General features: G+C 30.8%; 8 protein-coding genes. All 8 read left to right on the top strand.

Annotated elements, in window-relative coordinates:
- Position 1: 1 nt before the first annotated feature.
- Positions 2–2,779: a TonB-dependent receptor gene (locus B0A65_RS07975; RefSeq protein WP_074660394.1), complete on the top strand. Its 2,778-nt coding sequence runs from the start codon at positions 2–4 to the stop codon at positions 2,777–2,779.
- Positions 2,780–2,791: 12 nt separating this feature from the next.
- Positions 2,792–4,018, top strand: coding sequence for a DUF4249 domain-containing protein (locus B0A65_RS07970; protein WP_074660393.1), 1,227 nt, complete (start codon positions 2,792–2,794; stop codon positions 4,016–4,018).
- 20 nt (positions 4,019–4,038) lie between these two features.
- Positions 4,039–5,787: a hypothetical protein gene (locus tag B0A65_RS07965; protein ID WP_083370457.1), complete on the top strand. Its 1,749-nt coding sequence runs from the start codon at positions 4,039–4,041 to the stop codon at positions 5,785–5,787.
- Positions 5,788–5,993: 206 nt separating this feature from the next.
- Positions 5,994–6,710: a hypothetical protein gene (locus B0A65_RS07960; protein ID WP_074660580.1), complete on the top strand. Its 717-nt coding sequence runs from the start codon at positions 5,994–5,996 to the stop codon at positions 6,708–6,710.
- Between the two features lie 20 nt (positions 6,711–6,730).
- Complete coding sequence (locus B0A65_RS07955) at positions 6,731–9,472, top strand: TonB-dependent receptor (RefSeq protein ID WP_074660391.1); 2,742 nt, start codon at positions 6,731–6,733, stop codon at positions 9,470–9,472.
- Between the two features lie 5 nt (positions 9,473–9,477).
- Positions 9,478–10,680: a DUF4249 domain-containing protein gene (locus tag B0A65_RS07950; protein ID WP_074660390.1), complete on the top strand. Its 1,203-nt coding sequence runs from the start codon at positions 9,478–9,480 to the stop codon at positions 10,678–10,680.
- On the top strand, positions 10,668–12,401 hold the full coding sequence (locus B0A65_RS07945) for a hypothetical protein (protein ID WP_074660389.1): 1,734 nt from the start codon (positions 10,668–10,670) through the stop codon (positions 12,399–12,401). The genes B0A65_RS07950 and B0A65_RS07945 overlap by 13 nt, the downstream gene beginning before the upstream one ends.
- A gap of 140 nt (positions 12,402–12,541) precedes the next feature.
- Positions 12,542–13,405 (top strand): sigma-70 family RNA polymerase sigma factor, encoded by an 864-nt coding sequence (locus B0A65_RS07940; protein WP_007804760.1) that lies wholly within the window; start codon positions 12,542–12,544, stop codon positions 13,403–13,405.
- The last annotated feature ends 73 nt before the right edge of the window (positions 13,406–13,478 follow it).

The following is a 13,478-nucleotide window of genomic DNA, read 5'->3' as shown; positions in this document are numbered from 1 at the left end:
AATGAGAAAAATTATATTAGCCCTGTTTTTATTAACTTTTCATGCATTATCTTTTAGTCAGGAAAAAACAAAAAAAATATCCATTGAATTTAATAATACGGATTTAAAATCAGCATTAGAAAATATTGAAAAAACTACTGATTACACATTTTACTTTGATCAGAACTGGTTTAAAAACGAGCCTATTATCATCAATAAAAAATATGAAAATACTTCAGTTGAGGATATATTAACTAGTATTTTTGAGAAAACGGATCTAAATTTTTTCATATCTGACAAAGAAATAATTCTAACCAAAAACAGCATTATTTACGATGCTTTACCAGATGATTATTTTGAACCTTCAACAACTGCTCAGCCAAACAAAGTAGAAGCTGTCGTTGTAGCAAAACCTGTATTTCAGCAGCAATATGATACATTGAAATACAACAAAGTTAACTCTGGCATTACTTATATTGGTAAAGAGAAAAAAGGTGGGGAATCAAAATTCTATACACTTTCAGGGTTCATAAAAAATAAAAAAACCGGAAAAACAGTTTCTAATGTAAGCATTAAAGTACGTGGTAAGGACATAAGTACCGTAACGGATAATGATGGTCATTATACCATTGAAGTCCCGTTTGGTCTTAATTACATTGAAGTCGCGTCAATCAATCATAAAAAAGATGTAGAAACCTTAATGGTTTATGACAATGGTAAATTAGATCTTGACCTTTATGAAAACATAAACGAACTAGACGAGGTCATTATTAAGAAAAATGCAGACAAAAATGTAAAAAATGTTATTGCCGGTGTCTCCAGTATTGATGTTGAAGGAATAAAAAACATCCCTTTAGTTCTTGGAGAGAGAGATATTTTTAGAGTTGCCACAACCTTGCCGGGTATTAAAACTACAGGAGAAGGTTCTGCAGGATTTAATGTTAGAGGAGGAAAAGACGATCAAAATTTAATTCTTTTAGACAATGCAGTTTTATATAATACGTCTCACTTTTTAGGTTTTTTCTCTGCCGTAAACCCTTATACAACCAGTAAAGTAGACATATATAAGGGTAGTATTCCTGCGAGATTTGGAGGAAGATTATCTTCTGTTTTTGATATTGCTTCTAAAAATGGTAATCCCGAAAAATTCTCTGGCGAAGGTGGAATTGGTTCTGTTACCAGTAATCTTACTATAGGAACGCCAATAGTAAAAAACAAATCCAGTTTATTAGTTGGTGTACGAACTACTTATTCTGAATGGATTTTAAAAAGTCTCGATGATGAACAATTAAAAAATAGTCAGGCAGCATTTTTTGATGGAATTATAAAATACAATCATAAAATAAATACCAATAATAATATTGAATCAACACTATATTATAGTAAAGATCGTTTTAGCATTTCTTCTGATTCCGTTTATAAATATAGTAATGCATTGGTTTCTTTAAAATGGAATCACGCCTTTAACAGCAAAAGTAAAGCCGACTTAATACTTACCAATAGTAATTACAAGTTTAATATTGACTATGATAACGGAACTCCAAATTCTTTTAATTACGGTTACAAACTAAATGAAACTCAATTTATCGTAAATGCTAATTATTCACTTAATAGCAAACATGCTTTTAATTATGGTATTTCAAGTAAACTTTACAATGTTGACCCGGGATATTTAAATCCTAAAGATCCTAAATCGACTATTATTCCAATAAATATAGAAGATGAAAAAGCATTAGAGTCTGCGGTTTATTTCTCAGACAATTATACTCTTAGCGAGAAAATATTAATTAGCATGGGATTGCGTTATTCATCCTACTCTGCACTGGGTGAATCAACACAAAGAATTTACGAAAACAACGCTCCGGTTAATGACAATACCGTTGTTGGAACACAACATTATAAAAACAATGAAGTCATTAAAACTTATGGAGGTTTTGAACCAAGGATAGCCGCACGCTATTTGTTTACCGATGATTTCTCTGTAAAAGCAAGTTTTGATAAAACGTATCAATACATCCATTTACTAACAAATAATACGACTCAATCGCCAACTGATTCATGGAAGTTATCTGATTTAAATATTGCCCCTCAAGAAGCCCAACAATATTCTTTAGGATTTTATAAAAATCTCGATAACGACAATATAGAGCTAAGCTTAGAAGGTTATTATAAAAAATCTAATAATTTACTGGATTATAAGGTCGGATCTGAATTGTTACTGAATGAAAATACTGAAACACAACTATTACAAGGTGAAGGAAAAGCATATGGTGTTGAATTTTTACTAAAGAAGAATGCCGGAAAACTTAACGGTTGGCTAGGATATACTTATTCCAGAACTTTTATTAGAGTAAACACTGAGTTCATTGATGAAAAAGTTAATAATGGGCATTATTTTCCAACTAGCTTCGATAAGCCACATGAAGTTAGTGCTGTATTAAATTACAAATTCACTAAAAGATATAGTTTATCTGGTAATTTTGTATACCAATCAGGAAGACCAATCACTTATCCTATTGGAAGTTATGTTTATAATGGCATGGAATACACATTATATAGTGACAGAAACAAATTCAGAATTCCTGATTACTACCGACTAGATCTTGGTTTCAATATTGAAGGCAATCATAAAATAAAAAAATTATCGCACAGTTTCTGGAATATATCTGTTTACAATGTTTTAGGAAGAAACAATCCTTACTCCATCTTTTTTATTACAAAAGAGGGTCAGATAAAAGCTTATAAAACATCTATATTTTCTGTACCGATACCAACCATAACTTATAATGTCAAATTTTAACAATCAAAATAAATGGAACTTATAATCAGACCTTTGAGACTTTTATATAAAACATTTGTTTTAATAGTTTTATGTCTTTCTGCAGGCAGTTGTACAGAACAATATGTTTTTCAAAACAATTCTACGTTTGAAAGCATCCTGATCGTTCAGGCAAATATTACAAATGAATTAAAAAAACAAGAAATAAAAATTACCCGATCGTATCGTCTTGAAGAAGATGGACCCACTTTTGAAAAAGGGGCACACGTTTATGTAACCGACAGTGATAAAAACACCTTTGAATTTGAACTAGAAGATTTTTCAGGTCTTTACGTTTCAAAAAATGATTTTCAGGCAATTCCAGGAAAATCGTATCGTTTAAATATTATTACAAAAGATGGGAAATCGTACTCCTCTGCGGCACAAACTTTAACAACAGTAAACCAGGTTCAGGTAGAACCTAAGGTACAAACTATAGATGGCATTAAGGGAGTACAAATAGAAGTTAGTAGCTATGATCCAGAGGCGAAATCGAAGTTTTACAGATACGAATATGAAGAAACCTATAAAGTGATCTCTCCCTCATGGAGTCCTGATAAACTCAAAATAGATCCTGCCAGTCCTAATCCGGAACAGCCGAATTATCTGATTGTTCCAAGAGAAGGCGAAACGAGGACTTGCTTTACAACAAAAAAATCAGATGATTTAATTTTATTAAGTACAGTAGGTTCAAGTGAAGATCGTATCAATTTACCAATTCGTTTCATAGATATGAAAAGCCCTATTCTAAATGAGCGTTACAGTATAATAGTGCGTCAATATATTCAAAATTCAGAATCGTACACTTATTACAATACATTAAAAAGTCTTTCTACTTCTTCAAGTCTTTTTTCGCAAGTTCAGCCTGGTTTTAATTACGGTAATTTAAAATCAGATGACAATCCTGATGAGAAAGTAGTGGGTTATTTTGAAGTGTCATCCGTATCATCAAAAAGAATCTTTTTTAATTTTAGGGATCTTTTTGTTAATGACCCATATCCTCCTTTCTATGTTGACTGTAAATCGATCGAATTATCAAATTGCTGGCCTTATAAAGGCTGTGGAGGCTTTACTATATATTCTCTGGTTAAATCACCAATGCCAGAGTCAGTCTATTTAGGAGAGCAAGACAACTTTCAAACAGTTATATTTGTTCCTGCACCTTGCGGAGATTGTACCAGAATTTCATCTAACATTAAACCTTTATTTTGGATAGATTAAAAAAAATAATACGCATTGTGATGTTAATAGCAATTCATTCTGCTATGGCACAGAATAGTTCATTAAGTAAAAATGAAACTATAAGTAAAGCGACGAGCGAAAATATATTTGCTCATTTAAACACCACAACTTTAGTTGTCGGAGAGACGTTGCATTGTAAGTTTTATTGTTTAAATCCATTAAATAATAACTTAAGTGGCATAAGTAAAATAGCTCATGTAGAAATTGTTAATGATAAAAATCAAGTCGTTTTAACGAACAAAATCTATCTGGATAATGCAACTGGATTAGGAGATTTTTTTATACCAACAACATTTAGCACAGGGAATTATAAACTGATTGCCTACACAAACTGGATGTTAAACAAAAAAGATTCAAAAGTTTCTGAAACAGATCTTTTTATAATAAATCCTTATTCATCAAATAAAACCAACATTTCTAAAAAAGATGCTAACACTCCCGAAAAAGAAACAAAAATTTCTGAGGCAGAAAACCTTGCAAACCAATCAAAGGATGAATCTTTTATTTTAGAAGTAGATAAAAAAACAGCAACAAAAAGAGATCAAATTTCACTTAAAATAAAAGCAGCAAATTCTACTATTAATAAAGGAAGTTTTTCGCTTTCAGTAAAAAAAGTAGACCATTTACCTGGTATAAAACCATTGACTTCTTTTGAGTTTGCAAAATCTAATTCTGACAATAAATTAGCAAACACGGTTAATGATAGTATCTTGTTTTTGCCTGAGCTTAGAGGAGAAATGGTATCTGGAAGTATTACAAACACAAAAGACTCAAATCAAATTGCCGGAAAAGACGTAGCGTTATCAATACCCGGAACCGATTTTGCTTTTAAAGTTGTCAAAACGAATGCGGATGGTAAATTCAATTTTATTTTAGATAAAAACCCTAATAATTCAACTGCTGTTATTCAGGTAGTCGAAGCTGATAAAAGTGATTACAAAATAGAACTGAACAATGATAAAGGTTATGATTTATCTGAATTGAAATTTACAAATGAAGTAAATCTTACAGCTGATTATAAAAAAAGCATTGAAGAAAGATCAATTGCAAACCAAATTGAGAATGCTTATTATCCTATCAAAAAAGATAGCGTACAAAGCAACATCAAAGCAATTCCTTTTTATCATCCGTTAGAAAAAGATTATGTTCTTGAAGATTATACAAAATTTCCAAGTTTAAAAGAAACGATTACAGAGGTAATTACAGAAGTATATTATCGTGAAGAAAACAACAATTTCACACTAAATGTGAGAGATATCAATTATGATTTGAAATATTTCTCAGAACCAGCATTAGTATTAGTCGATGGATTATTAATTCAAAACACCAATGAATTAAAAGATTATAAAACTGATAATATATACAAAATCAGCATTGTTCCAGGAATTTATCTTTATGGACCAAAAGCTTTTAATGGTATCATTAGTATTACTACAAAAAACAATGATTATTTAAGTAACGAAAAAGGAAATTATATTTTGAAGTCTGAAATTCAAAGACCTCAAAACAAAACTATATACTTCAAAGAAGATTATGCAGACAGAGCCAAATACAGCAGAATTCCGGATTATAGATATCAATTGCTGTGGGAACCAGAATTGAAACTGGAAAAAACTGAAAATACCGTTTCTTTTTTCACTTCTGATGTTCCGGGAATTTATGAAATAAACCTCGAAGGATTTACAGAAAAAGGAATTCCTGTTTCTCTAAAAGAAACTATAGAAGTAAAAAATGCAGTCGCCAATTAAAAACAAACGTTTTTGTTATTAAAAGAGCGGTAGGTTTTATTTTAAAAGATTTATTCATAAAATACCTTAATTTATTTATTTCAATTGAGGTATTTCGTTAATAAAAACAAATAAATTACTACATTTTAACATATGAAGACATAATCTATAACATTTTTTTAATACTTTTGAAATCAGCCAAAAACAAAACTAAAACGACCAATCCTTTGAAAAATCATCAGCAAAAAACTTTTTTCCTTGTTTTATTTGGATTATTCTTAAATATTTGCTCCTCTTATAGCCAAACAAATGACGAAATTATAGTCTATAATTGGTTCGATAAAAATTTAGGTTTAGAATCTTTAGATTTCAAAAATGGATTAGCACATTTAAATTTTGACAAAACTGCTCCAAATCAAAATCGTTACCTAATTGATGAATTCAGAAAAGGAAACATTAATTACGATGGGCAATTTTATTTTGATTTATTTCTAAAATATGACATCTATAATGACGAATTGGTCTTAAGACCTTACGATGAAACGAACACAACCAAAATCAACCTTGTTAAAGACAATATAAAGACTTTTACTATTGGAACTGAAAAATTTACTAATCTTAAAGATTTAAACACAACGATCTTTAAAGGTGGGTATTATGAAGAGGTAGTAATTGGAAAAAACATTACGCTTTATATTAAATATTATAAAGAAAAAAAGAAAAGTACTAAGGATGAAATTAATTTAATTGATTATGTACCAAAATACGAGTTTATCTTATTTAAAGAAAACAAGTATAATTTGATAAGTGAAAAAAAAGAAATCATCACACTGTTTCCAGACAGTAAAAGAAAAATAAATGATTTCTATCTTATGAATAGAGACCTGAGAAAAGATAATCCTTCTCTATTTATGAAAAACCTTATCAAATACATTAATAATTAAAATTTGCAGAAATCATTCAAATGAGAATATTCACAATCCTTCTATTATTTTTCGGTTTTAATCAATTAATGTATTCACAAGTTCAAAAAAATACATTTAGCATTAATTACAGCAATATCAGCAGAACAGATGCTTTAAAAAAAATTGAGACCTCTACCAATTACAAAATTTATTTTCAGGACGATTGGTTCGATCCTACTGTTTTAATTTCAGGAGACTACTCAAATAAAACTATTGAAGAATTATTATCAAAAGTTTTAGAAGACACCGATCTTAACTTTTTTATAGACAGAAATAGAATCATCCTAACAAAAAACAGTATTGTTTACAGCAAATTACCAAGTAATGGAACGAAAGATTCTAATGCACCAATCTTTTTTCAGCAATATGATTCTGTCAAAAAAAACAAATCAGAAGCAATCGCTCCAATTGCATTAATTGGTAAAGAGACATTAGATTCAGATACAGAACTTTATACACTTTCTGGTCACATTACTGACTTAAAAGATGGAAAGCCCCTGGCAGATATTACCGTTAAAGCAAAAAACACAACCAGTTCAACTATTACCAATGCCGAAGGATTTTATAGCTTAAAACTTCCCACTGGTCTTAGTACAATAGAAATTGAATCGATATTTCATAATAGCGCTTCTCGAAAAATTATGATTTACAGTAATGGTACTTTGGATTTTTCGATAATTGAAAAAATAAATCAATTAGATGAAGTCTTAGTAAAAGGAAAAGACAGTCAAAATGTAAGAACAGCCATTACTGGTGTTACCACAATCGAGGCCGAAGGAATTAAAAACATTCCTTTAGTACTGGGAGAACGGGATATTTTTAAAGTGGCATTAACTATTCCGGGGATAAAAACTGCCGGTGAAGGTTCTTCAGGATTTAATGTCAGAGGAGGAAAAGAAGATCAGAATTTAATATTATTGGATAACGCAACGATCTACAACCCTACTCATCTTTTTGGGTTTTTCTCATCTGTGAATCCTTATACAATAAATAAAGTTGACATTTATAAAGGAGGAATTCCACCAGAATTTGGAGGTAGATTATCATCAGTTTTTGATATTGTTTCTAAAAATGGAAATACCGAAAAAATTTCCGGAGAAGGAGGAATAGGCCCTGTAACCAGCAATCTTACTGTTTCAATTCCTATTGTAAAAGACAAAGCCAGTTTATTAGTAGGTGGAAGAGCCACCTATTCAGATTGGATTTTAAAGCAATTGGATGACGAAGACCTAAAAAATAGTCAGGCTTCTTTTTATGATTTATTTGCAAAATACAGTCACAAAATAAACAAAAATAATTCAGTAGAAGGAACCGGATATTACAGTAAAGACGCTTACAGTATTACTCCTGATTCTATTTATAAATACAGCAACAGTCTTGTTTCTTTGAAATGGAAACATGCGTTTAACGAAAAAAACAGAAGCGAATTAAACTTTACCAACAGTGGTTATAAATTCAGCATTAACTACGAATCAGCTAATCCTGAATCATTTCTGTTTAAATTTAAAATAAATGAAACTAAGGTAGATTTGAAATTCAATACCGAATTGAATGAAAACCATAAATTTACTTATGGAATCGAAAGCAAATTGTACAACGTTAGTCCGGGAGAATTAAATCCAAATGGTGCAGCTTCCATTGTCAGTCCTAAAAAAGTTGATGATGAAAAAGGTTTAGAATCGGCAGTATTTTTCTCTGATAAATTTACCATAACCGAGAAGTTATTATTAGATATTGGAGCCCGATATTCCTTATATGCGGCTTTAGGTCCATCGACGCAAAAAATTTATGAAGATGGTGTTCCTATGACTCCTTCAACGGTAGTTGAAGAAAAAACATATGGCAATAACGACGTAATTAATACCTCAGGTGGCTTTGAGCCTCGAATTGGTTTGCGCTATATTTTTGATGAAAGTTTATTTGTAAAAGCCGGATTCGACAAAAACTACCAATATATTCATTTACTGACAACCAATACAACGCAATCACCAACCGATACCTGGAAATTATCTGATTTGAATGTAAAACCTCAAAGCGGGCTGCAATATTCTCTGGGCGTTTTCAAAAAATTAGAATATAAAGATATTGAGCTAAGCTTAGAAGGATATTATAAAACTTCTAAAAACATTTTAGATTATAAAGTAGGTGCCAATATTCTCTTAAATCAAGATTTAGAAACTGAATTATTACAGGGAGACGGAAAGGCATATGGAGTTGAGTTTTTACTAAAGAAGCCAAACGGAAGACTTAACGGATGGATTGGATATACTTATTCAAGAGCATTTATAAAATTAGACAGCCAGTTTAATGATGAAAAAGTAAACAATGGAGAGTATTTTCCAACTAATTTTGATAAACCACACGACTTTAGCATTGTTATGAATTATAAATTCACCCATCGCTATAGTTTTTCTTCTAATTTTGTATATCAAACCGGAAGACCCGTTACGTATCCAATTGGTAAATATTATTATCAAGGTGCTGAATACACTATGTATAGCGACCGAAATAAATACCGAATACCCGATTATTACAGACTTGATATAGGACTTAACATTGAAGGAAATCATAAAATAAAAAAATTAGCACATAGTTTCTGGAATATTTCAATCTACAATGTATTAGGCAGAAATAATCCATACTCCATCTTTTTCGTAACAAAAGAAGGACAGATAAAAGCCTATCAGACCTCCATTTTTGCAGTTCCGATACCTACTATTACTTATAATTTTAAATTTTAAGGATTATGAAAACAATATTTCTCCGATTTCTTACCCTATCAATACTCTCAACAATCGTTGGGTGTACCACCCCATATGAATATCAAACTAATGGTTTCGACGATGTTATTACAATAGAAGCGACTATAACTGATCAATTGAAAACACAGGAAGTAAAACTTACAAGAACCTATAAACTTGAAGAAAAAACACCTACACCAGAAACTAAAGCTGTTGTTTTTGTAACCGATGACAAGGGAACTAGATATGATTTTAAGGAAAATGCAGGAACATATACTTCAATAAATGAATTTCAGGCAAGTACAGGCAGAACTTATGAATTACATATTCGCACACAAGATGGGAGATCATACATTTCAAGTGCAGAAAAATTACCGCAACAAACCCAGATTGAAAGTGTAAACGTTGCCGCGGTTACCAAAGAAGGAGTTCTTGGAGCTGAAATTACTGTAAATAGCACAGACCCTACTAATTCATCAAAATATTACAGATATGAATATGAAGAGACGTCTCAAATAATTGCACCAAAATGGTACAAACAACAATTAGTTGCAAATAATGGAACTGTAAGTTTTCAACCAAGAACAACTGAAGCCAGAATTTGCTATACAACAGAAAAATCAAACACCTTGTTACTAACAAGTACCAGTAATTTAGCAGAAGATAAAGTAACTAATTTTCCTGTGAGATTTATTCCCAGTACAGATAATTTCATAAGAAACAGATATAGTATTTTAGTAAAACAATATGTTCAAAGTTTGGCTGCTCATACTTTTTCTGAAACACTAAAAGAAATATCCAATAATGGAAGTATTTTATCTCAAACACAACCGGGATTCTTTTATGGAAATATTAAATCTGTAGATAATCCTTCAGAAAAAGTTATAGGTTACTTTGATGTATCGTCTTATTCTGAAAAAAGATTATTTTTCACCTATACAGATCTTTTTACTATAACGAAACCACCATATCCATATGATTGTCCTACAGACATCCCAGAGATAGATCTTGGCCAATATTTTTTCAATTATTGCTTTTCAACGAATCCAAATGCAGGCTGTCAGGGAAATTTAATAGTAGAATATATCAAAACAAAAATCAAAGTCTTTTTTCCAAATGACGGTTCACTTTACTTATTGTACCCTATAGAATGCGGAGATTGCACGTCATTTTCATCAAATATAAAACCACCATTTTGGATAGATTAAAATATATACTAGTTATAACTTTCATAGTAAGTTTTCAGCAAATTTCTTTTGCTCAGAAAAACAATTCTATAACCGAACTGAATGACATTGACAAAAAACTAAATGAGTCAATTTACGTTAGTACAAATGGCAATTCATTCTTAACCGGAGAAACTTTACTCTATAAGTTTTTCTGTGTAAACAATGCAACAAACATTCCGTCAAAATATACCAAAGTAGCCTATCTAAAATTAATCGACAGCAACAAGAAAACTGTTTTTACTCACAAATTATTTCTTGATAACGGAGTTGCGAATGGCGACTTTTTTATTCCGACTACATTAGAAACAGGAAGCTACAAGATCGTTGGTTATACTAGTTGGATGTTAAATAAAAATGCTTCGGCTTACTTTAATCTTGACGTTTTCATATTTAACCCTTATAAAGAAAAATCAAACAATGTTATTTCTCAGAAAACTTTACAATCAGAAGTTGTAACGAATGAGAATATCTCTTTTGATTTAAAAAACAAAATATTTAAAAGCAGAGACAAAATCGAATTTAAAATTAACACCAGTTCTGATGAGTTTGCTAAGGGAAATTATGTAGTATCTGTTAGAAAAACAGATGGTTTTTTATCTCAAAAGAAAAAAAATTTCAAAGAAGTATTAGATGAAAATCTAACCGGAAAACTCAATACTGAAATAAGTGGAATTAATGCTACTCTGCCAGAATTGCGTGGAGAAATTATTAGTGGGAAATTATCTTCAAATACTTTAGAAATTAAAAACAAAAAAGTTGCACTATCTATCGTAGGCAAGAAAAATGATCTAAAGATAACCAAAACTGATGATCAGGGAATATTTCTATTTAATCTGGAAGAACCCAATCCAAATTCAAATATTATTGTTCAGGTAATTGAAGATAATAAAGAAGAATATACCCTAACAATTGACCAGTTAAAAGACATAGACGTCTCGGGCTTAACATTTCCTACCGTTGAATTCAATTCAGACTTTGTAAACAACGTAACTGAGCGACTAGTTGCTACACAAATCGAAAATGCCTATTATACAAAAAAGAAAGACAGCACAATAGTCCCTATCAATAGTACACCTTTTTATGGCACTTTGTCTAAAGAATTTAAATTGGATGCCTTTACAAGATTTCCAACAATGGCAGAAACAATCACGGAAGTAGTAGCCGGCGTTTATTTCAAAAAAGAAAATAATAATTATTCTATTCATGTTTATGATTATGACCCTAATTATGAATCTTCCATACCAGCTTTAATCATTGTTGATGGGTTATTTATTGAAAATGTAAATGAATTATTCACTTATAATCCTAAAAACATTGATAAAGTAAATGTTGTAAAAGGACTTTATTATTATGGCTCAAAATCATTCAACGGAATTGTTGATTTCACAACCAAAAATGGAGATTTTGACACTAATCTTAAAGGTAATTTTATAATTAGACCAGAACTTTTAAGACCTCAGTATAAAAAAGAATACTTTCAACCTGATTACGCAAACAATAAAGATTCCAGAATTCCAGATTACAGACATCAATTACTGTGGCTGCCAAAAGTTGATTTGGCTAATTCAGATTCTAAAATCACATTTTATGCATCTGATGTTTCTGGAAAATATGAAATAATTTTAGAAGGATTTTCGGCCAATGGAAAACCTGTTTTCATAAAAGAAAACATTGAAATACAGGATTTAATCTCAAATTAAAACCTAAAAACTTAAAATAAAAGATCCGCTTCAGCATGTTGAAAACGGATCTTTTTTATTTTTTTATATAATTGTTGTAACTTTTTTGAAACTTCTTACGTATAACCATTTGTACACTTTAAAAATAAGGAGACAAGAAAATGAGACAACTTAAAATCACCAAGCAGGTAACTAATCGTGAAACTGCATCGTTAGATAAATATCTACAAGAAATCGGAAAAGTTGACCTAATTACCGCTGATGAAGAGGTAGAATTAGCACAAAGAATAAAGGCTGGTGATCAAAGAGCTTTAGAAAAACTTACAAAAGCCAACCTACGTTTCGTAGTATCGGTTGCTAAACAATATCAAAATCAAGGATTAACGCTTCCCGATTTAATTAACGAAGGAAACTTAGGTTTAATTAAAGCGGCTCAACGTTTTGATGAAACACGTGGTTTCAAATTTATCTCTTACGCAGTTTGGTGGATTCGTCAATCGATCCTTCAGGCTTTGGCTGAACAATCGCGTATTGTTCGTTTACCATTAAACAAAATTGGTTCTATCAATAAAATCAACAAAATGTATGCGTTATTAGAGCAATCTAATGAGCGTCCGCCTTCTGCTGAAGAAATTGCAAAAGAACTTGACATGACTGTAAACGACGTTAAAGAGTCTATGAAAAACTCTGGTCGTCACTTATCAATGGATGCCCCTCTTGTTGAAGGAGAAGATTCTAACCTTTATGACGTTTTACGTTCTGGAGAATCTCCAAACCCGGACAGAGAATTAATTCACGAATCATTACGTACTGAAATTGAACGTTCATTAGAAACATTAACTCCTAGAGAAGCTGATGTAGTTCGTTTGTACTTTGGTCTTGGTGATCAGCACCCAATGACATTAGAAGAAATTGGAGAAACTTTTGACTTAACCCGTGAACGTGTACGTCAGATTAAAGAAAAAGCAATCCGTAGATTAAAACATACTTCAAGAAGTAAAATTCTTAAAACTTATTTGGGATAAAAACCCACAAAATCCAATATTAGAAATTCCAAATCCCAATTATTTTATTGGAATTTGGAATTTATTGCGAAAC

This window comes from Flavobacterium frigidimaris (genome assembly GCF_002217275.1).
In the GTDB taxonomy this organism is placed as follows: domain Bacteria; phylum Bacteroidota; class Bacteroidia; order Flavobacteriales; family Flavobacteriaceae; genus Flavobacterium; species Flavobacterium aquidurense.
Note: the sequence above shows the minus strand (reverse complement) of the source record. Positions and strands in the feature narration are given on the sequence as shown.

Bases quoted from the DNA above. Each gene is read 5' to 3' on its own strand.
- B0A65_RS07975 (WP_074660394.1), top strand. From the start codon at position 2: ATGAGAAAAATTATATTAGCCCTGTTTTTATTAACTTTTCATGCATTA.
- B0A65_RS07970 (WP_074660393.1), top strand. From the start codon at position 2,792: ATGGAACTTATAATCAGACCTTTGAGACTTTTATATAAAACATTTGTT.
- B0A65_RS07965 (WP_083370457.1), top strand. From the start codon at position 4,039: ATGTTAATAGCAATTCATTCTGCTATGGCACAGAATAGTTCATTAAGT.
- B0A65_RS07955 (WP_074660391.1), top strand. From the start codon at position 6,731: ATGAGAATATTCACAATCCTTCTATTATTTTTCGGTTTTAATCAATTA.
- B0A65_RS07950 (WP_074660390.1), top strand. From the start codon at position 9,478: ATGAAAACAATATTTCTCCGATTTCTTACCCTATCAATACTCTCAACA.
- B0A65_RS07940 (WP_007804760.1), top strand. From the start codon at position 12,542: ATGAGACAACTTAAAATCACCAAGCAGGTAACTAATCGTGAAACTGCA.